Source organism: Legionella gratiana, assembly GCF_001467695.1.
Classification (GTDB): Bacteria; Pseudomonadota; Gammaproteobacteria; order Legionellales; family Legionellaceae; genus Legionella; species Legionella gratiana.
Map to the genome: position 1 here is coordinate 360,301 of NZ_LNYE01000029.1, position 26,650 is coordinate 386,950.

The following is a 26,650-nucleotide window of genomic DNA, read 5'->3' on the forward strand; positions in this document are numbered from 1 at the left end:
TAAACCATCTACATTGACGATATATGAAGTTGAGAACAATGATGAAACAAATGAATTTGGCTAGAAGTGTATTTCAAGATCCTATTTACTTTATCGCTTTTGGATTTGGCAGTGGATTAATGCCTACAGCACCTGGTACTTGGGGAACATTGGCTGCTGTCCCTCTTTATTTATTACTTATAGGAACTCATTGGACTGTTTATCTTTTTTTTACATTGATTGCATTTATTTTAGGTGTTTGGGTTTGTGAGAAAGTTTCTCAAGACCTAGGGATACACGATTATAAAGGGATTGTTTGGGATGAGGTTGTTGGTTATTTATTAACTATGTTTATGGCTCCAAAAGGATTGTCATGGATAATTTGTGGTTTTATTTTGTTTCGAATTTTCGATATATGGAAGCCACAGCCTATTGATTATATCGATCAAAAAGTACGTGGTGGGTTAGGAGTTATGCTTGACGATGTACTAGCAGCGGTTCCTGCTTGGGTAATAATGCAAATTTTAGCATGGGGTTTTGCTTGATGAATGAGAATCACAAAGAACTCATTAGTATGGGCTTAACTATAGGAATTATAGTTCTTAGTTTGTTTATTATTCATCGATTTATCCCATCTATGATATGGGCTTCAATTATTGTTATTGCTACTTATCCTTTATACGAAAGATGGCGTCGATTTTTTGGAAATAAGGATGATTTATCGGCTTTACTTTTCACAACGTTAATTGGATTACTGTTTTTACTTCCTCTAAGTTGGTTGGTGGGGCTGCTCATCAAAGAGTTACAAATATTCATCAATTTTTTACAGAGTTTAAATGAAAAAGGAGGCGTGGCCCCTGAGTTCTTGAAAAAATTTCCTTGGATAGGTAATGACCTAGTTGTTTATTGGGATAATAATATTGGCAAGCCTGGAATGATTAAAGGATTATTATCTAATATTCATTTATCTTTAACACCGACCAGTTATTATGTAAAACAAATTGGTTCTAATTTGGCTCATCGAAGTGTACAAGTGGGTTTTACTTTATTAAGTTTGTTTTTCTTCTATCGTGACGGCGAGCAATTAATCAGACAAATTTATCTTGTAGGTGAAAACTGTTTGGGCAAACGATGGTTCCGCTATGCAGATAGGCTTCCTAGAGCTTTGAGAGCCACAGTGAATGGAACGATCGTTGTAGGGCTTGGGGTAGGTTTTTTAATGGGAGTTTGTTATGGTTTAGTTGGTTTTCCAGCACCTACTTTGGTTGGATTTATTACTGCACTTGCTGCAATGATTCCCTTTGTTGTGCCTGTAGTTTTTATTACGGTAGCTATGATTTTATTTGCGTATGGTGGTATGTTTGGCGCAATCGCTGTTCTTGTTTGGGGAACCTTAGTCATGTTTGTTGCCGATCATTTTATCAAACCGGCACTTATCGGCGGTGCTATTGAATTACCTTTTTTAGCGGTCTTATTTGGCATCTTAGGGGGGGTTGAAACTTTAGGTTTATTAGGTTTGTTTGTAGGACCTTTAGTTATGGTTTTATTTGTTACCTTATGGCAAGAACCACAAATTCATACAAATTGTAATCAATTGAATGAACAGCATATGAAAGCGTTATGAATGTAAGTCCTACCATTCAGTAAACAGGGACATAGGGTGAGTATCACTCATGTTTAAAGTCGCCATTAAGAATAAAGTGAAGCAATCCAGTTCAAATCTTCAATGCAATATCGTTCTGGATTGCTTCGACTAGGCTCGCAACGACTAAATTCATAGATCCGGCGAGCGATTACGGCGTAGGGAATATAAGCTTGTAGGGGGAACCTGAACATAAAAGGATAACTACTTATAATCGCATTGGTCAAAGCGATAAACGATACCCACATCACCCATTTGAGCTTGGAAAGTTCTTCCAAATGTATCCGAGGAGCTTGTTGCTAAATAACGATATGAAGCATTTAAGGCAAAATTTTCTGCAAAGTTATAGGTCAACCCAGCAGTACCTTGATAGGCAAAGAGGCCATTACTTTGTTTAAAAAAGATGGCTCCAAATGGACCAGTACTTTCTAAAGAGTTTTGAATGTAGGCATAGCCAATGCCGACACCAAGAAAAGGGGAAATCGTGGGTAGAATAACGTCCGGGAAATCATAATAAATATTTGCCATACCAATGTTTGCATTGGTGTTGCCCGAAACACCAATTTGAGGAATAAAAAAAACATCAAAACTTTTGGTATTCGCTTGGAGATAGGTATATTCTATTTCATAGCGAAGTGGATTACTTTGATACCCTAACCGACCACCCACGTTAAAACCATTTCGATATGCCGCGTCTGAAAAGAAGAAACCAGAATCAAATCGAGAAGTATAGCCAGGTATATACGAATAGCCACCAAAGACGCTGGAATACCACCCATTGACTGGAGTTGCAGCTGAAGCAAGACCGCTAGCTAATAAAGCGGTAGAAAATAGTGCTAATTTCATAACATCCCTTTGTTATTATTTTTTGTCGAATCATGTTAACGTGTTACTTTAAATTTGCAATATCAGAAGCATATATTTTTTTAAGAGGAATGTATTCGTGTGGCAAGATCTAAAACCCTGTCTATACTTCAATTTGTTCTCTCTAATTTTAAATTCTTAATCGATAACTAGAGGCATAATATCTCATTCCAACCTTAATGAAAATTTATCTTTGTAAGATGGAAATTGAGGCAAAAGGTTCATAGAAAGCAGTAATTGAGAGAAAATGATAATTATTAAAATCTAAAAATGCATAATAATTTTCTACTTGTATAAAATAAACATTAATGTAATGATAATTTTTGCATCATGAAAAGGGAGTTTCAAAAATGCCAAAAAAAAAACCATTAGAGATATCAAAAGAATTTGTTAATCAAGTATTGGCTATAATTGCGGACGAGTCAGAGGAAGGGCGTAGAAAAATTATTGCTATTGCACGAAGAGCAGAAGAAAAATATGAGCGTCCTATAAAATCCTGGCTAACAGGATGGTTTTATCAATATACCCGCACTCGTGGTGAAAAAGTAGAGCAATCAATCGATGTGATGCAAAAATTTCCAGATGCGTATACTCGGCTGCTCGAATTTAAACTCATAATCAGTGATGGCGAGTGGAAGATAGGCTCATATAATTATCTGCTTTTTTTAGAGTTGATCGATGCTATTCCTGACTATGCCTCCATAGATGAATCATTTATTCATTCATTCATTCTTGAGCTTAAAGAGTTAGTCATAAAACAAATTGATAGCTTTATGTTTCAATATAAATCTACACTAGAATCCATTAAGGCTCGAGAGATTGAACGGCAAACAATCCGTCAAAATGAGCGTCAATCTATTGAAAATATATTAATTTTTAATGAATTAACTGTTGCAAAAGAAATGCTGTCCCAACAACCCGATAAAACGGGTTTTTCTTTGAGCTTTAAAAATGATTTATGGAATCTGTTTTGGATTGATGAAAATGGTGAAACCTATCCACTTTCCCCAAGCAATGAATTGATTTTAAAACTTACTACATTAGAAGAGCCTAATATTGAAAAACTAAACAAGGTTAGTTTAAAACAAATCAAAAAAGAATGTGTTAAAGCGCGAGATCAATATCTTTCTAAAATTCAAGTGATTATCAATCCAGAGGATAAAAAGTCACATGCTCCTTTGAGCATTGAAAATCTAATAATCAATGGAGTTACATCAACTTTTGTTTTGCGTGATACAGAAAAGGAAACTAACCTGTGGTGGATTAATAGCATGGGAGTTTCAAGTAAAATTTCTTTGACTGATTATCCCAAACTGAATTCTTGGTTAGCGACTCATAAACCACCATTTAATGAAACAGATGGGTTACAGTTTAAGGCTAATTTGCTGCATATCAAAACCACACAACCCTTTTCTGCTTCTAAAATAGAAAGTATGAATGAAATGTTAGAGAAAGTGTTAAAAAAACAAGGCCCAAGAGATGCGTTTACAAAAGACAATCTTAATATTGGTAGGCTAGACTTAGAATCATTTGATAACATAAAACTTCATCTAGAAGATAGAGTAAAAAAAATAGCAGAGAGAACCACACCTGTTTCTGAGCCTCTTCATGAAGCAACTGCTATTCCGAATCCTCCTAAAAAGTTGAAACCAGAGCGATACACAGCCCTTTCACAGTTACCCAATTTTTGGCGACAACATGACATGGCAGAGAAAGTTGAGGAAGTTCAAACCTTGGTTTCTCATTTAAATAAAAATTAGGGGGGCAAGGAGTCCCTCCAAAATCAAAACAATTTGCGTGCGGTAGCACGCATTTATGTGAATATGTGTGTGCCCGTTAGTGTTTGTTTAGTGATTTTCAAAGCCATTGGTTATTGGATAACGCCAGTCTTTGCCGAAAGCTCTTGGGCTTATTTTAATTCCAGGTGGAGCTTGGCGGCGTTTGTATTCATTATGTTTAATTAGTTGAATTACTTTTGCTACTGTTTCAGGTGCAAATCCTTGTTGAATGATTTCTTCAGGGCTTAAATTTTGCTCTACGTACCCAACGATGATTGCATCAAGTACAGGATATTCAGGCAAACTATCTTGATCGGTTTGATCAGGTCTTAATTCCGCAGAGGGAGCCCGAGTTAAGACGCGCTCGGGAATGATGGCACCAAGGCTATTACGATAGTGTGCTAAAGCATAAACTTGAGTTTTAAGTACGTCTTTTAGTACAGCAAAGCCACCAGCCATATCTCCATATAAAGTAGCATAGCCGACCGCAGACTCACTTTTATTTGAGGTTGTAAGCACCATGTTGCCTGTTTTATTAGAAAGAGCCATGATCAATAACCCGCGAATTCGTGCTTGTATATTTTCTTCAGTAGTATCAGGAGATAATCCTATAAATAAAGGTTCAAGAGTTGCTATTAAGGCAGCAAATGCTGATTCAATTGAAAGTATTGAATGAGATACTTTTAAATGTTGAATTTGTGTTAGAGCATCTTCATTACTCATTTGCGCTGTATAACGTGAAGGCATGAGCACCGCATGAACTCGATCAGCACCTAAAGCATCTACAGCTATGGCCAACGTTAAAGCAGAATCAATCCCTCCTGAGAGCCCAATTAAAACACCCGGAAAATGATTTTTGTTGACATAATCTCGAATACCACAAACTAATGCTTCATAGATTAAGGCTTCGTTTTCAAGTAAGGGTGATATTAATCCTTTGATTTGATTTCCTTGTATTTCAACAGTAGATAAACTTTCTTTAAATGCTGTTCCGCGCGCACTAATTCTTCCTTGGGAATCTATCGCTATTGATTGTCCATCGAAAAGAAGTTCATCTTGGCCACCAACTTGATTTACATATACAATGGATATACCTCGTTTTGCATAAGATTTTAATAGGGTTTCCCTTTTTTGATATTTACTGTAATCAAAAGGAGATGCATTTAAAATGAGTAAAACCGAAATACCATGCTCAATCAAATCTTCTGCTGGCCCTGGTTGCCATAAGTCTTCGCATATGATAACTCCTACTTTGTAATTGTTGATTTCTAAGATACATGGATTCTTTTTACCCGGAGTAAAATAACGTGCTTCATCAAAGATTGCATAGTTCGGTAAAATTTGTTTGTTGTAGTCAGCAACTTTTTGCCCTTGATAAAAGATACTTACGCTATTATATCGGTGTAGTTTCTCGTGAGATGGATGCCCGATAAGGACATAACAATCTTCGATTACTGCTTGAATTTCCTTTAAGTGTTCATTGATTTTTTGCTGAAATTCTTTGCGAAAGAGTAAATCTTCTGGAGGATAACCTGTTAATGCAAGTTCAGGGAAGACAATGATGTCATGATTGAATTGCTGGCTTTTGATAATCTCAATGATTTGATCTCTATTGGAGGTTAGAGCCCCTACAGTAGGATTAATTTGCGCCATTAAAACTGTAAGTCGATTTTGCATGATATATACTCTAATAGAATCAAGGTGTAATAAATTAATACAAAGTCTTATTAATTAAAAGATAAAATTGTTAATTAATTTAAAAATTGACTAAAATAACATGAGTTTGACATCAAAAGCACTGCAGTGCCATTGATGTTGTTACACATTATCCCGTATAAATGTTACGTTTTCTGTGGACAATGTTCCAAATAAAGGCAGCTCGATATAAAAAATTACTTATTTTTATATTGAATTCACATTAAAATAGATCTTTTGCCTAATAAGTACATATATTTTATGTTAAAAGAAGCACTTTCAACAATGCCAGATGTCTTTGAGGCTAAGATATTATTGCGTGGGCAAGAATATTTTGAAAAGGGGCATGTGCTAAATATTCGGTTTAGTGATGGTTTGCTTAAGGGAAGAGTTAAAGGCAGTGCAAGCCAGATTTATGATGTCCATATGGATTTAAAAGTTTGGCCGAAGAAAGTAGCCCATTGTACTTGCGCTTATCAACATAATTGCAAACATGCTGCAGCTTGCCTCTTAGCATTACGCGATAGAGAAAAAAGCAGCTCTCAGTCTTTGGCTGCAAATAAGTTAGATAAACGATTGGATAGCTGGCTAAAAAATTTACGCGCCCAAGAAGCTGCGATTGTGCAAACAAAAGAGGTTACGCATCATTTAGTTTATCTCATTGATCTACGGCTTGATGGCTATGAGCACCGTGTTGTTGTTAAATTAGCTTTGGCTAAATTATTAAAACGTGGTGGTTATGGAAAAATGATCACGTTTAATAGTCTTTCTGACTCCAAAAAACAACATTTTATTGGTGATGATACTGATCTGGTTGCTTTATTGCTCTTTAAATGTGGTGTTTCCGGTTGGTTTGATTCTTTAATCATTCGTAATAGTGAGCTACTTGAACGAATAATTGCTACTGGAAGAGCTTTTTTTATACAAAATCCACATCAAGAAATTCACTTAGCTGAATCTATCAAAGGTACTTGCCAATGGGTATTGTCTCATAATGGAAGTCAAAATTTATTATTAATGCATGAGGACAAGGTACTTAAGCCTTTATTACTGGATAACAGCTGGTATTTTAATTATTTGGAAGCCAAAATAGGGCATTTACTGACCTCATATCCCATAAAACAGCTGAGTTATTTATTGGAAGCGCCGTCAATTCCGATGGAACAGGCTGAATTGTTGGCCCATAAAATGGCTAAGACTTGTCCTGAATTTCCCGTACCTCAAGTCTTTAAACAACGTGAGATACGTAAGGTTATCCCCGTACCGGTGCTGATTCTTGATACTATTAGTGAGTTTGATGAAGAGTCCTCTTGGCTCTATGATACTGAAGAAGAAATACATGCTTTATTTACAGTGCATCTTGTTTTTGATTATGCGGGCTTAATTGTTTCTGGTTCAGAAGCATGTGATACAGTTGTGTGTCAGCAAGAAGGTGTTTTAATTCAATACCAACGAGATAAAGATTTTGAAAAATTAAAATGGGATGAAGTGCAGTCCATATTGGACCTAAGGGTACCTAGAACTTGGGAATATGAGCAATGGAATAAAGTAAAAAAAGTAGATTTTATTATTCAAAATATTAGTGTCCTAGCTGATTTGGAGTTTCTTTACAATCAATCAATCCCTGATCTAAAAGATAGAGGCTGGCGAGTAGAGTGTGTTGGTTTTTTGTATCAGGAAATTGTTAGTGCTGATGAGGTCGAGTGGTATTCTGATCTTCAAGAAAGCACAACAGATTTTTTTTCATATCAATTGGGAATTTTAGTTGAAGGAAAACAAGTGAGTATTGTGCCTTTAATTGCTGATTTAATTCAGCGTTATAGTGGCAATAGTTTGGATAATCTTCCTGATACTCAGTTGATAAAACTTCCTTTGCATGATGGGCGTGCACTCCAGTTGGAAATGGGACGAATTAAGCCCTTGATTCGTTTATTATTGCAATTTGGCTTGCGTCACCTTGATGCAAATCAAAGCGTTCCTCTTAATAAATATCAATTCATCTTGATGCATGAAGCTGAATTAGCCATTGCCGCAATGAAAACACGTTGGCAAGGCGCAGAGACACTTAGAGAGCAAATAAGGCAACTGACTCTATTAGCGAATATTCCTGAAATACACCCCCCATTTGGATTACGAGCACAATTAAGAGATTATCAATGCCAGGGATTAAATTGGTTGCAGTTTTTACGTATCAGTCGTTTTAACGGTATTCTGGCGGATGATATGGGTTTAGGTAAAACAGTGCAAACTTTAGCACATCTGCTTTATGAAAAGGAGCAGGGTCGTACTCAATCTGCTACATTAATTGTTGCACCAACAAGTCTTGTAGGTAATTGGTTGGCTGAAGCAAAACGCTTTACACCCCAATTAAAAGTTTTAATCCATCATGGATCCGAACGGCATCAGGATAATTTTGATGATTATGATTTGGTGGTTTCCACTTATGGATTAATTCAACGTGATAAAGAAAAATTTGTAAGTTATCCTTTTTATTATCTCATTTTGGATGAAGCACAATTTATTAAAAATGCACGTACTAAAACAACCCAAATTATTCAACAATTGCGTGCTACCCATCGTTTGTGTTTAACAGGCACACCTTTAGAGAACCACTTGGGTGAGTTATGGTCATTGTTTCATTTTTTAATGCCTGGTCTATTAGGGGATGCCAAGCAATTTAGACTTTGGTTTAGAACTCCGATTGAAAAATATGCCGATAGAGAGAGACGAGAAATTCTAACAAAGCGTGTACAACCTTTTATTCTAAGAAGAACAAAAAATCAGGTAGTCCGCGAATTGCCACCAAAAACGGAAATAACTCATACCATAGAGCTTATTGGAGCACAGCGTGATCTTTATGAAGCGATACGCATGAGCATGGAGAAAAAAGTTCGTGATGCGATTGCAAAACAAGGCTTAGGTAAAAGCCATATTCTTTTGCTCGATGCTTTGCTTAAGCTACGGCAAGTTTGTTGTGATCCTAGACTGTTGTCTTTACCAGAAGCGGCCATAGCTCATGATACCTCTGCGAAGCTAGAAGCATTAATGGATTTGCTGAATAATTTAATTGGCGAAGGTCGAAGAGTTTTAGTATTCTCACAATTTACTTCTATGTTGCAATTAATTGAAGTGGAGTTACGTACTCGTCAATACGACTACTTGAAGTTAACGGGGCAAACACAGCACCGACAAGCAATGGTAGAAAAATTTCAAGAAGGTAAGACGCCGGTGTTTTTAATTAGCTTAAAAGCAGGTGGTACAGGTTTGAATTTAACACGTGCTGACACCGTAATTCAGTATGATCCATGGTGGAACCCTGCTGTTGAAGATCAAGCTACAGATAGGGCTCATCGTATCGGCCAGGAAAATCCTGTATTTGTTTATAAATTAATTACCTCAGGTACTGTAGAAGAAGCTATTTTAATGATGCAGGAGAAAAAAAGACTCTTGGGTGAAAGTGTACTATCTCCTGATTCTGCAAAAACGATGACTTTAAGTGAAAAAGATATCGAGCAGTTTTTTATGCCATTAAGCTAAATCTTAAAAAACAGTTGGGGCACACTACTGTGTGGGCTAAGTGTACTGACCCAACTGCTTTTTCTAGGTTAAAATAAAATAAAAACTAGCATAGTTTCTATTCATAGCATAAGCTATTAACTGATTGCAAACATGGAGAAAATTATGAACCTATGGAAGCGAGCTTTTGGTTTTGTTCTTGCCTCATTTTATTTCCCTACGCTATTGGCTGCATCCCAAGTTCCAGTGGGTAACTGGGTCACTATGGATGATAAAACGGGTGCTAAAAGAGCAATTGTGACTATTACTGAATCCGGGGGAGTGTTAAGTGGTGTTATTGATAAGGTATATCCACAACCGGGCGATACTGGAATTTGTGAAAATTGTCCTGGTGCATTTAAAGGAAAAAAAGTAGTAGGATTGCGGTTTATGTGGGGATTGAAGAAAGAAGGGGATAATGAATGGAGTGGTGGCTCTATTTTAGATCCCAAAACAGGTAAAATTTATCGGGCTAAGCTCACTGTCCAAGGAAATAAACTCTTGGTTCGAGGATATCTCGGAATTTCTCTATTAGGCCGTACTCAAGTTTGGCATAAAGAATAGAGCCATGTTATAAAACAACACTAAATCTCTAGGATATTTGCATCCCGAATAACATCTATTCGGGGTGACATCCTTTTAAAAGAACATTACAATACATTTTGGTCTAATTTTCATTATATTATTGCTATGTATGAGCTGCAAAATTCCAAAAAAACGGTTGATCCATTAAAGCGACCGCCTCATTCAGTGGAAGCGGAACAATCCATTATTGGTGGATTGATGTTGGATAATCAGGTTTGGGATAAAATCAGCCATAAGCTATGCGAGACAGATTTTTATCGTACGGAGCATCGAATTTTATTTCGAGCCATTTCCGCATTAGCTAAAAAAGATCAACCCTTTGATGTAGTCACGTTACTCGATGCTTTAACGTCATATAATGAATTAGATGACGCAGGTGGTGAAGCCTATTTATTTGAACTTGCTAATAATACACCTAGTGTTGCTAATGTATCTGCTTATGCTGAGATTGTTCGTGAGAAATCAGTCCAAAGACAGCTTATTGCTGTAGCTACAGAAATTGCTGATTCGGCATATAATCCGGGAGGTAGAGAAGTTCCTGAATTGCTGGATTTAGCAGAAACCAAAGTGTTTGCAATAGGGGAACAAACAGGCGGGGATGGAGGTCCTGAAAATATAAAATCCATCTTGGTCCGTGCAGTAGAAAAAATAGATGCGCTTTATCACAATGGGGATGCAATCACTGGTTTAGCCACAGGCTTATCTGATTTAGATGAAATGACTTCTGGGTTACAACCTTCTGACTTAATTATTGTTGCAGGTCGTCCTTCCATGGGTAAAACTACTTTAGTAATGAATATGGCGGAACATGCTGCGATTAAATCCGGTAAGCCAGTACTGGTTTTTTCCATGGAAATGCCCGCAGATTCGTTGGCCATGAGGATGATGTCTTCATTAGGGCGTATCGATCAGCACAAGATTAGGACCGGAAAACTGGATGATGATGATTGGCCTCGAGTAACTTCGGCAGTACATATGCTTTCAGAAGCGCCTTTATTTATCGATGATACTCCAGCCCTAAGTCCTGGAGAAATGCGTGCACGTGCTAGACGTTTAGCTAAAGAACATGGTTCATTAGGTCTTATTGTAGTGGATTATTTGCAATTAATGAAAGTACCTGGGTTTAATGCAGATAACAGAACCGCAGAGATTTCTGAAATTTCTCGTAGTCTTAAGTCATTGGCTAAAGAATTACAGGTACCCGTAATTGCTCTATCACAGTTAAACCGAAGTTTGGAGCAACGCGCGGATAAAAGACCTGTTATGTCAGACTTACGAGAGTCAGGAGCAATCGAACAAGACGCTGATTTAATCTGTTTTATTTATAGGGATGAAGTCTATCATGAAGACAGTCCCGACAAAGGTACTGCAGAAATAATTGTAGCGAAACAAAGAAATGGTCCTATTGGTAAGGTGCGTGTTGCCTTTATAGGTAAGTACACGCGTTTCGAAGATTTAGCTTACACAGGTTATCAAGGGGTAGATTGAGGTGTCAAGACCTACTAGGTTGGTGATAGAGCCAAGTGCTTTACTTCATAATTTAGAGCAAATAAGACGATTTGCGCCAGGCAAGAAAATAATTGCAATGGTCAAGGCAAATGCCTATGGTTGTGGAGTGCATGTTGTGGTCCCAGTATTAGAAGGGCTGGTTGATGCTTTTGGGGTCGCCTGTATTGAGGAGGCTTTAACTCTCCATAAGATAGGTAGTCGTACTCCGTGTATTCTTTTTCAAGGTGTATTTAGTCCTGATGAATTTAAAACAGTGGCGCACCATCAATTTGGTTGTGTCATACATCAACCTCATCAATTACAATGGCTTTTAAATACCTCCTTAAATAAACCCATTAAATTATGGGTGAAGGTAAATACAGGTATGCATCGCTTAGGTTTTAAACCTCATGAGATACACGATGTATTGGATGCATTACAAACTTGTCCTTGGGTGGATAAAGATATTGGTTTGATGACTCATTTAGCTTGTGCAGATGAGCCAGAGCGTGTGGAAAATGTTCAGCAAATTTCTTTATTTGAGAGTATTTCTATTGCTGGATTTAGTCAACGAAGTATTGCTAATTCAGCGGCTATTATTTCTTTTCCACAAACTCATGCAGATGTGGTGAGGCCTGGTATCATGCTGTATGGTGTATCTCCTTTTGCCAATCAGACAGCAATGGAGTTGGGTTTGCTTCCAGTAATGCGCTTTATATCAGCAATCAGCGCAGTGTATCATAATCCTCCTTTAGCCCCAGTAGGATATAGTGGTATTTGGAAAAGTGAAAAACCTTCTATTATAGGCATCGTCGCTGCAGGTTATGGAGATGGTTATCCACGGCATATTGCTGAAAATACCCCAGTATGGGTTCAAGGTAAGGAAGTGCCTATCGTAGGACGGGTCTCAATGGATATGCTGGCTGTAGATTTAACAGATCATTCGGAGGTTAAACCTGGAGCGCCAGTCGAGCTTTGGGGAACACATATTTTAGTTGAACGAATTGCCCAAGCAGCGGGTACTTCAGGTTATGAATTGTTGTGCCAAATTTCTGAGCGCGTACGTCATGGTAGATTGTAGTGTTATTGTAATTCAGTTTAAATTTTGATCTTTATGTAATTAAACCTAGAAAAAACAGTTGAGTCCTACTGCACAAGCTAAGGGCACTGAACCTGCTGTATTTTCAGCACCTTTAGTTTGCTCGCTACGGATTCAACTGCTTTTTCTAGGTTAAAAGATGTCTACTCGCTGACGTTAATACAGATGATCTTTATAACTATGGATAATAACTGAGCGTGGTGTTAGAATAAGAGCCGATTTTGTAACCTTTTAAATGGTGATACGTTATGAAAAAACTAGCAGTTGTATCATTGTCTTTATTTTTGGTGGGTTGCGGACCAGTAACTCATGAAGACGTAGGTACTATCTCAGGTGGCGTTATCGGTGGATTGATTGGAAGTCAATTTGGTGGTGGATCTGCGGCTAGAATGGCTGCAGCAGCAGGTGGTGCGATTGTTGGTGCTTATTTGGGTGGCCAAATTGGTAAAACTATGGATAAGGTCGATCGAATGGAAATGCAACGTGCATTAGAAACTGCTCCTACCGGTAAAGCGGTAAATTGGTCAAATCCAGATACAGGATACAGATATTCAGTGCAACCAACACGTACTTATTATCGCGAGCGTTTACCTTGCCGTGAGTATATTACTAAAGCAGTTATTGATGGAAAAACTGAAACATTACGTGGTAGTGCGTGTCGTCAGCCAGATGGTACATGGCATGTTGTGAATTAAAAATGGTAAGCGTTCACACAATAGTGTCAGCTTAAGGACCAATCTTCGTCTCTAGGCAAATCGTCACCCTCCGCGAAAGCGGGGGGTCTCAATCAAAAGCCTTACTATAAAAGCACAATTGTTCTAGAAACAAAGCGCTGACTGTTTAGCAAGTTATTTAGACCCTCCGCTTTCGCGGAGGGCGACGTTCTTTCGAAACCGTGAGTTCCTCGAAACCTCATCTTTTCCCTTAAGCTGACGCCATTAGTGAACACTTATGAAGCTACAGGCGATTTATTAATCCCATTTTAATATCGGGCCACTCAGAACGAAGAATGCTAAAAATTATTGTATCAGTAATTACCTTATCTTGAAGAATCATATGTTGGCGCAATAGGCCTTCTTCAGTAGCCCCTAATTTTTTGATGGCATTGTAGGAGCGTATGTTACGAGAGTCAGTGCCTAGTTCAACTCGATTAATACCCCAGCATTCAAATGCTTGAGTTAACATAAGTAACTTCGCTTCAGGATTTACTTTGCTTCCCCATAAATTAGGTGTATACCAGCTATAGCCTATTACAAGACTTTTGTTTTCTAATTGAATCCCATAGTATGCTGTTGCGCCTACAATAGCTTGGTTTGCTTTGCAGCGTACCGCATAAATAATTTGTTCTCCTGTTACCATTTTATCTAGGCAACTATTAAACCAGGAATCAAAGAATTTTTTCGTGGCATTTTGTGGCATGTATTTCCATATTTGCTCATCATCAGCTGCTTTAGATAAACCTTCTCGATGTCGAAGTGAAATAGGCTCTAGATGGATAATGCTACCCTTTAAAATATCACTTTCTGATATGTGTATTTTTGAAGACATAAGGGATATGGCCTTAATAATATGCAACTTAATTTTAGTGATTAGACTGTAACTTTATTCCTATATTTGATACTAAAAAAGTGTAACACACAGCCATAGATAGGAACAAAGGCTATCAGGCTAATTAGAATTTTAAAACAGACATCAACGATGGCTATTTCCGGCCAATGTTGGCTCAAAAAAGGATGGGTACTGTGATAAAACGCAATAGTAAAAAACAAAAGGGTATCTATTATATTTCCTATTGTAGTTGAAAGTGCTGGCGCTACCCACCAAGATGAGCTGTTTCGAAGACGCTGAAAAATAAAAATATCCATAAACTGGCCGATGACATAGGCAATGAAGCAGGCAAATGCAACACGTAAAGGCATATAGTGTATTGCAAAAAAACTATTCCAGCTTAAGGCTCCAAGAGATTCAATAGAGCTTGCTATAAAATATGAGATGAGTAATCCTGGAATCATACTAATAAAAATGATGCTTCGAGCCGTCTTGGCGTTAGAGAGCCTAGTAGTCAGATCGGTCAAAATAAAAATGAAGGGATAAGTAAAAGCGCCCCAAGTAGTGTGATAACCAAAGAGATCAAAAGGGTATTGTACTAATATGTTACTGATAGTTATTAAAAAAACATGTGCACCTGTAAGAAGTCTAAGCGCTAAAATTTTATTCTGAATCAAAAAAGTAGTCTCTAGTTGATTAATCCGAAAGTTTGTACTCTATGTAGACTTTTTTATTTAACTCAAAAGCCGCACAAATAGGGGTCTATAGGCCTCTAATGTTAAAATAAAAGGCATGAGAATTCAATTTTTACGCCGAACTCACATTATTTAGCGAGTTTATCTTTGTTTTTATCACAACAGCTTGTTGTGTATAAATTAAACAAATTATAGAGCCAAGCAATAAGAAAACCTACGATGAAGGCATCAATAAAACCTACAACTCCTCCCAAGATACTTCCTTTGATTGAGGGTGCGTAACCTGGATATAATGAGCTTATAGCTAAAACAAAAGCATGTCCATAAGTATAATAATAAGCAAGTAATCCTAAAATGAATATGGATACGCCCCAGAGAACTCCAAATGCGAGACCTAAAGCTACAGGATTTAATTTGCAACTTTTCATGCTTTTCTCTCCCTAGTAGATGACGTTTATGTAGTGACTTAAAGGTATTTCCGTGCTTTTACGTCGAACTCACGTTATTAAATAATTTTTCACAAATTAAAAAATACAAAGTTTCTAATTGATATAATTGGTTTAAAGTAATACATTCATTAACCTGATGAATCGTTGCATTTACAAGCCCAAGTTCTATAACCTCAACACCATAGGGTGCTATAAAACGTCCGTCTGATGTACCTCCACTTGTAGAAAGTTCTGGTGAATTTCCTGTAAGCTCGATGATCGCCTCCTTGCAACATTCAAGTAAGGCCCCATGATCAGTTAAAAAAGGTTCACCACTGAGGCGCCAATCGATGACTGGATTAAGGTTATACTCCAGAAAGGTAGTAATAACTTTTTCTTTTAATGCATGATGAGTATGCTCTGTTGAATATCTAAAATTAAGATGTAAAACCAACTCACCCGGAATGATATTTGCAGCGTGGCCACCTGAGTACAGATGAGTAATTTGCATGGTGGTAGGGGGGAAATGAGCATTGCCCTGATCCCATACTGTAGTTGTAAGTTGCGTCAATACAGGACTTATCTTATGTATTGGGTTATCAGCTAAATGAGGGTAGGCAACATGTCCTTGTTTACCATGGACGTTGATTTTTGCACTCAGCGACCCTCGCCTGCCTATTTTAATGACATCACCAACAGTATGGGTACTTGAGGGTTCACCTACTATACAGTAATCAATATGAATGCCTTGACTTGCTAAGACTTGCATGACGTAAGGTGTGCCCATATCATAATCTTCACCTTCCTCCGCACTTGTAATAAGAAAACCTAATCTTCCGTGAAATTTGGGGTAGGTTTTAACAAAACGTTGTGCCATCAAGAGCATACAAGCCAGACTTCCTTTCATATCCGCAACACCGCGTCCATAGAGCATTCCATCTCGATTTTCAAGCACAAAAGGATCGGCCAACCATTTTGTGATTTCGCCAATAGGAACTACATCGGTATGACCTGCAAAGACTAAAAGAGGGCCTGTTTCACCATAAGACGCAAAAAAATTAGATACTGGGCCTTGATTCATTCGTTGGCAAGTAAATCCGATTTGCTCTAGAAATTGGATCATAAACTCCTGACACCCTGCATCTTCTGGCGTAATCGATGGGAAACTAATAAGTTTGTCTAGGATTTCTTGTAATTCCCCGGAATGATGAGGGGTTAGGCATTCAGTCATATTAGTTTGCTCTCAGTAATTCATTAATACTCACTTTATTTCTTGTTTTTTCATCGACTTGCTTCACAATAACAGCACAATATAAACTATAACTTTTATCGTCACTCGGTAAGCTTCCAGCAACAACTACTGAGCCTGCTGGGATTCGTCCATAAGTGATTTCACCAGTAAGTCGATTATATATTTTGGTGCTTTGCCCTAAATAGACGCCCATAGATAAAACGGAATTGCGTTCTACAATAACGCCTTCAACCACTTCGGATCGGGCCCCTATAAAACAATTATCTTCAATTATTGTAGGATTAGCTTGCAGCGGTTCTAGAACTCCACCGATACCTACTCCACCTGAAAGATGAACGTTTTTACCGATTTGGGCACAAGAGCCAACAGTTGCCCAGGTATCTACCATCACTCCTTCATCAATGTAAGCACCTATATTCACATAAGAAGGCATTAAAACGCAGTTTTTTGCTATATAGGCGCCTTTCCGAACTATTGCATGGGGAACTATTCGTACCCCAGTTTGTTTGAACTGTTCTTCGGTATAATTGGTGTACTTAAGAGGCACTTTGTCATAAAACTGACAGAAACTGGAATCGATAACTTGATTAGTATTCAGTTTAAATGATAGGAGAACCGCTTTTTTTATCCACTGATGGACAATCCATTCATGATTTATTTTTTCTGCAACACGAAGTTGGCCACTATCGAGACAAGAAAGTACCTCATTAATTGCAGTGATGAGTTCAGGTGTTGCTGTATCAATGGATAAAGTTTGACGTTGGTCAAATGCGTGTTCAATTAGAGTTTGTAACGGATGCATCTTTTTTTCCTGTGTATAATATTACTTGAAATTTGCTTTACTGCCCTTTAATCCTCAAATGCATATTTCAAATCAGCTTGTAAATCATCTGCATGTTCTATGCCTACTGAAAGTCGGATAAATCCATCATCTATCCCTAATGCTTTTCGTTGCTCAGGAGGGATTGAGGCATGGGTCATAATAGCAGGATGTTCAATCAAACTTTCTACACCTCCAAGACTTTCAGCGAGAGTGAATAATTCACATCGTGATAAAAATCGCTTAGCAGCATCGAGACCACCATCAATCACCATGGAAATCATACCTCCAAAGCCATGCATCTGTTCTTTAGCCAGTTTATGTTGAGGATGGCTTTCAAGTCCTGGATAAATGACTTTGATAACTTTAGGATGATTACTGAGCCAATTTGCTAAATGGTAGGCATTCTCACAATGTCTTTGCATCCGTAAAGGGAGTGTTTTTAGACTTCTTAAAACCAGAAAACTATCAAATGGACCAGCAATTCCCCCACATGAATTATGGAGAAAGGCAAGTCTGTCCACTAAATTCGGATTATCGCCGACAACCACAACTCCGCTGACTACATCAGAATGACCATTAAGGTATTTGGTAGCAGAATGAAGGACTATATCAAATCCTATTTCGAGAGGGCGTTGGATCCAGGGGGTTGCAAAGGTGTTATCTGCAACAGCGATTAAATTATATTTTTTTGCGATTAAGGCTATTTCACGTAAGTTAGCGAGTTTTAGCATAGGATTAGAAGGAGTTTCAACCCAAAGCATGCGCGTTTTTGAGGTAATAGCTGCTTCTATTTTTTGTGAGTCCGACATATCGACAAATGAAAAGGATAAGCCAGATGTACGTGTTTTAACTTTATCAAATAAGCGAAAGGTTCCTCCATATAAGTCATCCATGGCTACAATATGATCTCCAGCATCTAACAAGTCAACAACTGTATTAATTGCAGCCATTCCAGATGCAAATGCAAAACCACGTACTCCTGATTCCAGACTGGCGATACATCCTTCATAAGCCCCTCGGGTAGGATTATGTGTACGGGAATATTCATAGCCAAGATGCTCACCTGGAGCACGTTGCTTATAAGTTGACGTAGCATAAATAGGTGTCATCACGGCACCTGTACTTGGACAGGGTTCTTGGCCAGCATGTATCGCACGAGTATCAAAATGGTTTTTTTTCATTGAGATCTATCCTTTTTAGGTCACTTGATTTTTCTTCGTGTATGGAAGAGCGCTCTTTTCAGACTAGTTGATGTAGGATATTCTAGTGGGGCTTATATGTACAGAAAAGTTTACCTTTCTGATGAGTATAAAGAGTGTGTTTTTTGTTGTAGTTTAATCAGACTTCAGTTTTTTATTAATCAGGGCTTTGACCATGAAATTTGATCTTCTTGCTTTGTTAACGGCAAAATACGCACAGTGGATTATTATGGCTTTAATTTCTCTTTTTTCGTTGCTGATCATTGCCGAATGGTCTACCTTAATTTTTTCGCCAAATGTCCAATCTTCACCCGAAACAACAAATGAAGTACAAGTAACAAAAGTACAAAATTCTTTTGATGCCATTTTGCATTCATCCTTATTTGGAGTTTATGTTTCTAATAATTTATCAAGTATTAAAAAATCAATATTGAATGTTACCTTAGTTGGGATTTTATTTGCTAATAAGATAAATGACTCTCAAGTTATCATACGTTCTGCAAATGGTGAGGAGAAAACCTATAAAGTAGGGGATACTGTGCCTGGAGGTGCGGTGATTAAGCGAATTATGGCTACTGGAATTTTAGTGGATCGACATGGGACTTTAGAGAGTTTAAGTTTACCTAAAAATGAATTAATCTTTGAGCCAGTGGCAAAGCCTTTGACAGAGGATAAAGATTTATGAGGCGTTTATTTGAATTATTAACCGTTGTAATTTTTGTTTTTACTCTAGGGGCTTGTGCTATTTCTAGTGCTGTTAATTTGCGCGAAGGTATTGATAGTTTTAGAGTCGAAGAGTACCGCAAAGCTTTTATTCGATTAAAACCAGAAGCTGAAAAAGGCCAACCTGATGCCCAGTATGCAGTAGGCTATATGTATTATTATGGTAAAGGCGTAGTAGAGGATCGTAAAAAAGCTTGGTTTTGGATCAATGCTGCAGCAAATTTAGGACAGCCTGATGCAAAAGAAGCAATTCGAATTTTAGCAAGTGGAGGCTCCTTGAGCTGAGTCTGCAAATGGATAGGGTAAGAACTCCTGGTTGCAAGTAACCAGGAATTCTACGAAATATAAAGTGCTTATAGAATGGTATTGTAATGAAAAGATAGGATTTTGTAGGTGGGTTTAGCTAATCCTAATGTGTTTAATCGTTCTTTTGAAAACCATTGGCCTTGTTTTTCGGACAATCGGGTCTCTAGAGATGTAGTTTTTATACTCAGTGCGTTAATTTCTAAGTGGAAATGACTAAAGCGGTGTTTAAAAGCAAGTAATGACTGCGGATGCTCACCAGATAAATCATAATTTAATCGAATAAAATCTAAGGGACACTCATCTGCATCAATGCTTGGCAAACACCATAAACCACCCCATACCCCAGAAGGCGGGCGTTTTTCTAAATAGATGTGTCCTTGTTCATTATGTAAAACCAATAATTGCCGGTATTGAATAGGTACGACTTTTTTTATTTTTTTTGTAGGATATAGATGTTGCTCTTTGTGTTTAAAAGCCAAACAATCTTTCTGTAAAGGGCAGTTAGAGCAATTGGGATTTTTTAGAGTACAACAAGTAGCCCCTAAGTCCATAATTGCTTGAGTATAATCAGCACAGTTTTCTTGGGGCATACAGGAATGAGCTAATTCCCATAATGTTTTTTTGACCTGAGTTTGTTCTGGATAGCCTTTGATTCTAAAAAAGCGAGTTAAAACTCGTTTAACATTACCATCTAAAATTGCTGCGGGTTGGTTATATGCTTGCGATAAGATAGCTGCTGCGGTGGAAGGCCCAATCCCTGGTAGTTCATTTAATGATTTATAATCATTTGGGAAAATGCCTTGATGATCGTGCAAAATGATTTTTGCAGTTTGATGAAGATTTCTGGCTCGGCTGTAGTAACCCAATCCTGACCATAAAGAGAGCACCTCATCTTCGTTTGCATAGGCTAAGTCACTCATGTTGGGAAATTGTTGCATAAAACGCTCAAAATAGGGAATAACCGTTTGTACTTGAGTTTGTTGAAGCATAATTTCGGAAATCCAAACTCTATAGGGGGTGCGTGGGAGTTGCCAGGGTAGATTTTTACGACCGTGAAGAGCAAACCAAAGAAGTAATGGTTTACTAAATTGTTCCTGTAAATTTTGTTTATCCACTCTTATGATTCTTTTGATGTTTCTGGTTGGCGTACTGTAAAAAAAGCAGGGTTTAAGGTCAATCATTAAAAAGAGTTTATCTTAAAGACGATTCGCAAAATGACGATATATAGTCTATCGTTTTAAGTAATGTCAGTTGCAGATGGATTTTATGGGATCCAGTTGGTGATGAGTTTGTTCGGATGAGTAGATAACGTCCGAATGGCCCGAGAGCTTCGTTCGATCGTTTATCTGAAACTGATGTTACGTTAGGGCCTGTTGTACTCAGGATGAGTAACCCAATCAAGGAGAGATATATGCGCCAAAGCCAGTATGCAATCGTTGTATTGAAACCTACGGCTGCTTTCTTATCATTTCTCACGTCAAAGTTACCCGAGATTAAACTACCTGATTTAAGATTGTTACAAATTGATAATACTGCATATGTGTTAGAAAGACACCTTTCAGGCGAGGTTATTCTTGATCAAATAGAAAAACATTTTTCAGTCATGTTTCGTCATGAAATTTTTCGTTGGTTAGGAGATAAAGTACACAACGAAATGGAAGTCAATTTCCTTGATTTTCTTTGTTGTTTTAAATTTGAATTACATCATCATATTCTTTTGATGGAACCCTCAATAGAAAAAGGACGTCAATTATTATTGATTGAACCTCGCTTAGCATTATTGAATTGGATTAATTCCGCAGAAAGAAGGCAAGAAGGTTTGCACGATGTTGTTGAAAAAATCAAATTGATGCAGTTAGAAAATACAACGGTCTTGGTCAAGAGTTTTTCCAATTTGACCGAAATAAAACCTTTTATCAAAAAGAACTTTCTTGCAATATCTTCCACTGCGATGAGGTATACGTTGGGTGAGTCTGAGCAATGGCCAATTATTGATTCGTTCCAAACATTTAATCAGTATTTTGCTATTGAAATACATACCCAATTAATTCATTTAGCTCAATCTAAAGTTAATTACGGTATCAGTTAATATAACTTGAGTTCGACATAAAAGGCATAGAAATGCCTTTTATGGTGCTAAACGACGTTACCCCGTAAAATGCGTAGCATTTAGACGGGATCCAGTTCTGAATAAAACCAGTTCGATATAAAAAATCTCTTTATTTTTTATGTCGAACTGACGTTAATATAGTGTTTACTTAATCTATAAAAAGCAGCTGTATTTTTAATTCGCTTGCTACGGAACCAACTGCTTTTTCTAAGTTTATATAGTAGAGACTAACATGTAATAAGCCTCTGGTAATGGAACAAAAACATTTGCCTTAAAATTATTCTTCTGAGCTAATTAGTGACATTTTTGTTGGTATATATTACAATTTCCCTGCATTTTTGGGGAAATGCAGGATTTTGAGCTAATTGGAGGAGATATATTAATGGCAAGACATCGTTTTTCGGGATTTATTTCTTTTATTGTATGTTTTATTCTGACTTTTCCAGGATACAGTTTAAGTGTAAACTCGCTACTTCCAGATGAGCAAAACACAGTAACTGTTTTCCATGAGGCATCGCCAAAAGTAGTTTATGTTCACAGGTTAGCAACTGTAACCAATAAATCTTTAAAAAAAATGCAAATACCCGCTGGTGCAGGTTCTGGTATTATCTGGAATAACGGTGGTTATATAGTAACAAATTATCATGTGATAAAAGGAGCTGATAAGTTAGCAGTTACTTTAGGTAAGCTGACTGTACCTGCAAAAGTGGTTGGTGCTGAACCACGCAAGGATATTGCAGTTTTAAAGATTGAATCGCCACAAGCATTGGCTTTACTAAAGCAGTTTAAGCCCTTTGAAATAGTTCATCTTAGTGATCTCATGGTGGGACAAAAAGCAATTGCAATAGGTAATCCTTTTGGTCTCGATCATAGTTTATCAAAAGGGGTTATTTCTGCATTAGGCAGGAAAGTTCCAGGAATAGGTGGTGTTACCATTCGCAATATGATTCAAACAGATACACCAATCAACCCAGGTAATTCGGGTGGCCCATTATTAAATAGTGCAGGTCAATTAATTGGTATGAACACTATGATTTATTCTAATTCAGGCTCGTCTGCTGGAATTGGTTTTGCTGTTCCTGCTGATGATATTGAGCGTATTGTAACGCAAATTATTAGAAATGGTCGTGTTGTTTTATCTGGGATCGGTATCCAAAGTGTTCCATCTAATATTGCTCATCGATTAGGAATACATAAAGGGATATTAATTGCAGATGTTTTACCAAATACACCTGCAAGCAAAGCGCATTTGCATGGTACTCACAAAGACGCTTGGGGACGTATTGAATTAGGTGATATTATTGTAGCATTGAATGGCCATGCGGTCCGTAACTATGATGTTTTGTATAACATGCTTACTGAAATCAAAGTGGGTGAACAAGTGACTGTATCTATTCAACGTGGTAATAAGCAAATGGATGTAAAAATGAAAACAATTGATATAGCTGGAATTTAGAGTCCTGAGTGCAGTGAGGATGATTCAAGTTTTTCTCACTGCACAAGGACGATATACTCGGGAGAATAAGGATGTTATTGAATAAAGATGATTCACTTTTATTATTGATTGATGTACAAGAAAAATTAACGCCAGCCGTACTTAATTATGTAGCATTGATCGCACGCTGTGAATGGTTACTTAAATTAGCACAAAGACTTGAGATTCCTATTCTGGTTAGCGAACAATATCCACAAGGTCTTGGTTCAACTCTGAAGCAATTCCAACCTTATTTTAATCAACAAGAATGTATCGACAAGGTCTGCTTTTCTTGCATGAGCGAGCCCAAATATATAGAACGTCTAAAAAAATTCCAAAAAAAACAACTCATTCTTATAGGGATTGAAACTCATGTTTGTGTGTTGCAAACTGCATTAGAAATGAAAAAAGAGGGATATGATGTTTTTGTAGTTGTTGATGCAGTAAGTTGTCGTGGTGAACAAAATATGAAATATGGATTAAAAAGAATGAAACAAGAAGGAGTTTATCTAGTCACTTCGGAAATGGTATTTTTTGAATGGCTAAAGAAAGCCGGCACTGCCGAGTTCAAAATGTTAAGTAAAGAATTTTTCTAGGATAATTCATGGAGAGTAGATAGTGAATTTTTTAAATCAAATTGCTTTAATTACTGGTGGCGCTTCAGGTATGGGAAAAGCTTGTGTTCAATACTTACAGCAACGTGGAATGCGTGTTGTTGTTTGGGATAAGCAAGTTGATGAGCAAAGTGCAGCAGATTTATTTATTAGTTGTGATGTGACCTTTGATGAATCTGCCGAAAAAGCAATGCAGCAGACGATAGAGCAATTAGGAGTACCTCGAGTTTGTGTTAATTGTGCTGGAATTGCCCCTGCAAAGCGCATTGTTGGACGAGAGGGACCTATGCCTTTAGCTGCTTTTAAACAAGTAATTGATATAAATCTTATTGGTACTTTTAATGTAATGAGGGTAGCTGCTCATGCGATGAGCAATCTGGAATTGGAGAGTAATTCCCATGAGCGAGGTGTGATTATTAATACTGCTTCGATTGCTGCATTTGAAGGTCAAATTGGTCAGGCTGCTTACAGCGCCTCCAAAGGCGGAGTTGTTGCTATGACTCTTCCCGCAGCTCGCGAGCTAGCTCAGTTTGCGATTCGTGTAAATACTATCGCTCCTGGTTTGATTGCCACGCCGATGCTGTTGAATATGCCTCAAGAGGTGCAAGATAACTTAGTGGCGACAATGACTTTTCCAAAACGCTTTGGAAAGCCTAGTGAATTTGCTGCATTGGTTGCTCATGTTATTGAAAATGAGATGATAAATGGAGAAGTGATACGTCTCGATGGGGCTCTTCGCATGCAGTAGACTTCGTTCCAAACTCTACTGTACACTCCGGTTCTGCGCTTCGGTCCTTCTCGCACTTCCCTCACTACAGCGAGTTTGGAACGAAGTCCAGCGAATATAGTTTTCTCCTTCGGAATAATTGAGCGCGCTATTGCGCGCAAATTACTGTTTAATCAACAGTGGTAGGTTCCTTTAACATTCTCATGGCAATTCTGTCACTATCAATCTGATAATTGCCTAGTGCAATTTCGGCTTTAAAATATAAAACACGAGCCTCATTAATTTCTGACATTTCTTTCAGAGAGTTTTTTATTGCTTCTAATTGTTTAGAAGTTTCATGTATGTTGATAGGTGATAAAGGGGTATCAACTAATTGTTTCATTTCTTGAGGTATTATTTTTAAATGATTGTCCCTATCTATTGTCTTTACAACTGTTGCATCACTGATTTGATTCGACATAATTTATCCTCAAGTACATTCGACTTTTAGGGTTATCGGCACTTTTTAAAAAAACTTTAGTAATTTATATTTTTAATTGCTTTACCTATAGAACTCTTTCTTACTTGCAAAAAATAGTAAAATACTTAGTATGTTTTTTTGATGAAATCAGATGCCAATTTTAGGAGTGTATAAATAGTGATTCGTTTCAGTTTTTATATAGTAACTTTATTAATTTTCCAGATATCAGCCTATGCTGAAAGTCATCACCCTCAGGAATTTTTACAATCAATTAGTGGTACCAAAAACGAAGGCAAACAAATTTATGATCATTTCTGTGTGAATTGTCATGCGATTAAACCTTTAATTCCTATTGGTGCTCCAAGAGTTGGTGATAAAGACGATTGGGAAACACGTTTAAAGCAAGGAATGAGCGTTCTTTTTAAGCATACAAATGAGGGATTAAATGCAATGCCCTCCAGAGGTGGATGTTTTGAATGCTCCGATAAACAACTCATGTTGGCTATCCAATACATGTTACCCAACCAATCTGAAAAATAGCCAGAAAAATCAGTGCAATGAGCACTCGTTGTGGATTCAACTGCCGATTTTAGGATAATCATCAGACCTCTTCGGAAACTCTACTCCAGTGGAGAATTGCTTCGTCGATACGGTGCTCGAATTCTCATGCACTTACATGTACACTCCGGTTCTGCGCTCCGTGTCTCCTCGCATTTCTCTCACTGTAGCGAGTTTTCGAAGAAGTCTTCATATCCCTTTGAGAGGTCATAAAAAATACAGAAAATAAAAAAAAATTACAAAAAAGCCTAAACCTATTTTTAAAACTCCCGATAAAGAATATAAATAAAGAGGGAGAAATAACGTGAAAAAATATCTCGTGTTAGTTCCAGTATGTGCATTAGCAACATCTTGTGCCTCTATGGATCGATCAGTGCCTATTGTGGATGACGCAGGTTATACTCACTATACAATGAGCATGTCGGCTGACCATAAAGGCTCTAATTATTTTCCATTGAAAAGAGAAGCCACAGGAAAAAAAGTTATTATATTTGATCCTAAAGCAACGGCATGGGCTGCTTATGATAAAGAGGGAAACAGGGTAAACACAGGAAGTGCTTCTGGAGGTCAGGATTTTTGTGAAGATGAAGGAAAACCCTGCCATACTGTGACCGGAACCTATAGTATTTACTCTAAAAAAGGCGAGGATTGTACCTCTAGCCTTTATCCTCTTGAAACGCATGGGGGAGCTAGAATGCCCTATTGTATGCATTTTCACGGAGCATATTCCATCCATGCAGCATATGAAGTTCCTAATTACAACGCAAGCCATGGGTGTATTCGCGTTTTACCGAGTGCCGCAAAATGGTTAAATGAGGATTTCGCCGATATTGGAACAACAGTAATTGTAAAGCCTTACTAAAAACCAGGCAGTATCTCCTCTTGCCCTGCAAATGCAGGGCTTTTTTTATTTTATTGATAATAAAACAAACCATCCTACAGGGGATAATTCTATATACTGCTTCGATTCTAGTTTGGCTGTATGCATCTACTGTTTTTTTACACGAACAACTTGCTAATAACCTGATCGACATTTACTATCGTATAT

General features: G+C 37.5%; 26 protein-coding genes. 16 read left to right on the forward strand and 10 right to left on the reverse strand.

Annotated features, from left to right (window positions below; genetic code table 11):
* Window positions 1-41: 41 nt before the first annotated feature.
* On the forward strand, window positions 42-524 hold the full coding sequence (locus Lgra_RS14575; RefSeq protein WP_058499989.1) for a phosphatidylglycerophosphatase A family protein: 483 nt from the start codon (window positions 42-44) through the stop codon (window positions 522-524).
* On the forward strand, window positions 524-1,603 hold the full coding sequence (locus Lgra_RS14580; RefSeq protein WP_058499990.1) for an AI-2E family transporter: 1,080 nt from the start codon (window positions 524-526) through the stop codon (window positions 1,601-1,603). Before Lgra_RS14575 ends, Lgra_RS14580 begins: the two co-directional genes overlap by 1 nt.
* 222 nt (window positions 1,604-1,825) lie before the next feature.
* Here the strand turns inward: Lgra_RS14580 and Lgra_RS14585 are convergent, their stop codons facing one another.
* The gene (locus Lgra_RS14585) at window positions 1,826-2,467 is read right to left on the reverse strand and encodes an outer membrane protein (protein ID WP_058499991.1); all 642 of its coding nucleotides are present in this window, start codon (window positions 2,465-2,467) and stop codon (window positions 1,826-1,828) included.
* Between the two features lie 368 nt (window positions 2,468-2,835).
* Between Lgra_RS14585 and Lgra_RS14590 the strand changes: the two genes are divergently transcribed.
* Window positions 2,836-4,245, forward strand: coding sequence for a hypothetical protein (locus Lgra_RS14590; RefSeq protein WP_058499992.1), 1,410 nt, complete (start codon window positions 2,836-2,838; stop codon window positions 4,243-4,245).
* 87 nt (window positions 4,246-4,332) lie between these two features.
* Here Lgra_RS14590 and Lgra_RS14595 read toward each other — a convergent pair whose 3' ends face one another.
* On the reverse strand, window positions 4,333-5,940 hold the full coding sequence (locus tag Lgra_RS14595) for an NAD+ synthase (protein ID WP_058499993.1): 1,608 nt from the start codon (window positions 5,938-5,940) through the stop codon (window positions 4,333-4,335).
* Between the two features lie 279 nt (window positions 5,941-6,219).
* On the opposite strand from Lgra_RS14595, the gene Lgra_RS14600 reads away from it, so the two are divergent.
* The 5 genes from Lgra_RS14600 to Lgra_RS14620 all read left to right on the forward strand — a co-directional run bounded on the left by Lgra_RS14600 (window position 6,220) and on the right by Lgra_RS14620 (window position 13,380).
* Window positions 6,220-9,495, forward strand: coding sequence for a DEAD/DEAH box helicase (locus tag Lgra_RS14600; RefSeq protein WP_058499994.1), 3,276 nt, complete (start codon window positions 6,220-6,222; stop codon window positions 9,493-9,495).
* Between the two features lie 144 nt (window positions 9,496-9,639).
* Window positions 9,640-10,077, forward strand: a complete 438-nt coding sequence (locus Lgra_RS14605; protein WP_058499995.1) for a DUF2147 domain-containing protein — start codon at window positions 9,640-9,642, stop codon at window positions 10,075-10,077.
* 126 nt (window positions 10,078-10,203) lie between these two features.
* The gene (dnaB, locus tag Lgra_RS14610) at window positions 10,204-11,586 is read left to right on the forward strand and encodes a replicative DNA helicase (RefSeq protein ID WP_058499996.1); all 1,383 of its coding nucleotides are present in this window, start codon (window positions 10,204-10,206) and stop codon (window positions 11,584-11,586) included.
* Window position 11,587: 1 nt separating this feature from the next.
* Window positions 11,588-12,667: an alanine racemase gene (gene alr / locus Lgra_RS14615; protein ID WP_058499997.1), complete on the forward strand. Its 1,080-nt coding sequence runs from the start codon at window positions 11,588-11,590 to the stop codon at window positions 12,665-12,667.
* Window positions 12,668-12,933: 266 nt separating this feature from the next.
* Window positions 12,934-13,380 carry an RT0821/Lpp0805 family surface protein gene (locus Lgra_RS14620; protein ID WP_058499998.1) on the forward strand — a complete coding sequence of 149 codons (447 nt, stop codon included), beginning with the start codon at window positions 12,934-12,936 and terminating at the stop codon, window positions 13,378-13,380.
* 262 nt (window positions 13,381-13,642) lie between these two features.
* Here the strand turns inward: Lgra_RS14620 and Lgra_RS14625 are convergent, their stop codons facing one another.
* From Lgra_RS14625 to Lgra_RS14650, 6 genes are all read right to left on the reverse strand, one after another.
* Entirely contained in the window at window positions 13,643-14,233 is a 591-nt protein-coding gene (locus tag Lgra_RS14625; protein WP_058499999.1) for a GNAT family N-acetyltransferase, read from the reverse strand.
* Window positions 14,234-14,274: 41 nt separating this feature from the next.
* Window positions 14,275-14,910: a 7-cyano-7-deazaguanine/7-aminomethyl-7-deazaguanine transporter gene (locus Lgra_RS14630; protein ID WP_058500000.1), complete on the reverse strand. Its 636-nt coding sequence runs from the start codon at window positions 14,908-14,910 to the stop codon at window positions 14,275-14,277.
* Window positions 14,911-15,056: 146 nt separating this feature from the next.
* Window positions 15,057-15,356 carry a bacteriophage holin gene (locus Lgra_RS14635; RefSeq protein ID WP_058500001.1) on the reverse strand — a complete coding sequence of 100 codons (300 nt, stop codon included), beginning with the start codon at window positions 15,354-15,356 and terminating at the stop codon, window positions 15,057-15,059.
* Between the two features lie 58 nt (window positions 15,357-15,414).
* Window positions 15,415-16,587: a succinyl-diaminopimelate desuccinylase gene (gene dapE, locus Lgra_RS14640; protein ID WP_058500002.1), complete on the reverse strand. Its 1,173-nt coding sequence runs from the start codon at window positions 16,585-16,587 to the stop codon at window positions 15,415-15,417.
* 1 nt (window position 16,588) lies between these two features.
* On the reverse strand, window positions 16,589-17,410 hold the full coding sequence (dapD, locus tag Lgra_RS14645; protein WP_058500003.1) for a 2,3,4,5-tetrahydropyridine-2,6-dicarboxylate N-succinyltransferase: 822 nt from the start codon (window positions 17,408-17,410) through the stop codon (window positions 16,589-16,591).
* A 47-nt stretch (window positions 17,411-17,457) separates the two neighbouring features.
* The gene (locus Lgra_RS14650; protein ID WP_058500004.1) at window positions 17,458-18,612 is read right to left on the reverse strand and encodes a trans-sulfuration enzyme family protein; all 1,155 of its coding nucleotides are present in this window, start codon (window positions 18,610-18,612) and stop codon (window positions 17,458-17,460) included.
* 193 nt (window positions 18,613-18,805) lie between these two features.
* Here Lgra_RS14650 and Lgra_RS14655 point away from each other — a divergent pair, with 193 nt between their 5' ends.
* Window positions 18,806-19,315 carry a type II secretion system protein N gene (locus Lgra_RS14655; protein ID WP_058500005.1) on the forward strand — a complete coding sequence of 170 codons (510 nt, stop codon included), beginning with the start codon at window positions 18,806-18,808 and terminating at the stop codon, window positions 19,313-19,315.
* On the forward strand, window positions 19,312-19,638 hold the full coding sequence (locus tag Lgra_RS14660) for a tetratricopeptide repeat protein (protein WP_058500006.1): 327 nt from the start codon (window positions 19,312-19,314) through the stop codon (window positions 19,636-19,638). The genes Lgra_RS14655 and Lgra_RS14660 overlap by 4 nt, the downstream gene beginning before the upstream one ends.
* Window positions 19,639-19,706: 68 nt before the next feature.
* On the opposite strand, the gene mutY is transcribed toward Lgra_RS14660, so the two are convergent.
* Window positions 19,707-20,774, reverse strand: a complete 1,068-nt coding sequence (mutY, locus tag Lgra_RS14665) for an A/G-specific adenine glycosylase (protein WP_083502915.1) — start codon at window positions 20,772-20,774, stop codon at window positions 19,707-19,709.
* 296 nt (window positions 20,775-21,070) lie between these two features.
* On the opposite strand from mutY, the gene Lgra_RS14670 reads away from it, so the two are divergent.
* The 4 genes from Lgra_RS14670 to Lgra_RS14685 all read left to right on the forward strand — a co-directional run bounded on the left by Lgra_RS14670 (window position 21,071) and on the right by Lgra_RS14685 (window position 24,605).
* Complete coding sequence (locus tag Lgra_RS14670) at window positions 21,071-21,748, forward strand: hypothetical protein (protein ID WP_058500007.1); 678 nt, start codon at window positions 21,071-21,073, stop codon at window positions 21,746-21,748.
* Between the two features lie 403 nt (window positions 21,749-22,151).
* On the forward strand, window positions 22,152-23,225 hold the full coding sequence (locus tag Lgra_RS14675; RefSeq protein ID WP_058500008.1) for a S1C family serine protease: 1,074 nt from the start codon (window positions 22,152-22,154) through the stop codon (window positions 23,223-23,225).
* A 71-nt stretch (window positions 23,226-23,296) separates the two neighbouring features.
* Window positions 23,297-23,839, forward strand: a complete 543-nt coding sequence (locus Lgra_RS14680; RefSeq protein WP_058500009.1) for a hydrolase — start codon at window positions 23,297-23,299, stop codon at window positions 23,837-23,839.
* Window positions 23,840-23,861: 22 nt separating this feature from the next.
* Window positions 23,862-24,605 (forward strand): SDR family NAD(P)-dependent oxidoreductase, encoded by a 744-nt coding sequence (locus Lgra_RS14685; RefSeq protein WP_058500010.1) that lies wholly within the window; start codon window positions 23,862-23,864, stop codon window positions 24,603-24,605.
* 148 nt (window positions 24,606-24,753) lie between these two features.
* On the opposite strand, the gene flgM is transcribed toward Lgra_RS14685, so the two are convergent.
* On the reverse strand, window positions 24,754-25,044 hold the full coding sequence (flgM, locus tag Lgra_RS14690) for a flagellar biosynthesis anti-sigma factor FlgM (RefSeq protein WP_058500011.1): 291 nt from the start codon (window positions 25,042-25,044) through the stop codon (window positions 24,754-24,756).
* A 174-nt stretch (window positions 25,045-25,218) separates the two neighbouring features.
* On the opposite strand from flgM, the gene Lgra_RS14695 reads away from it, so the two are divergent.
* On the forward strand, window positions 25,219-25,584 hold the full coding sequence (locus Lgra_RS14695) for a c-type cytochrome (protein ID WP_058500012.1): 366 nt from the start codon (window positions 25,219-25,221) through the stop codon (window positions 25,582-25,584).
* Between the two features lie 322 nt (window positions 25,585-25,906).
* Complete coding sequence (locus tag Lgra_RS14700; protein WP_058500013.1) at window positions 25,907-26,464, forward strand: L,D-transpeptidase; 558 nt, start codon at window positions 25,907-25,909, stop codon at window positions 26,462-26,464.
* Window positions 26,465-26,650 lie beyond the last annotated feature (186 nt).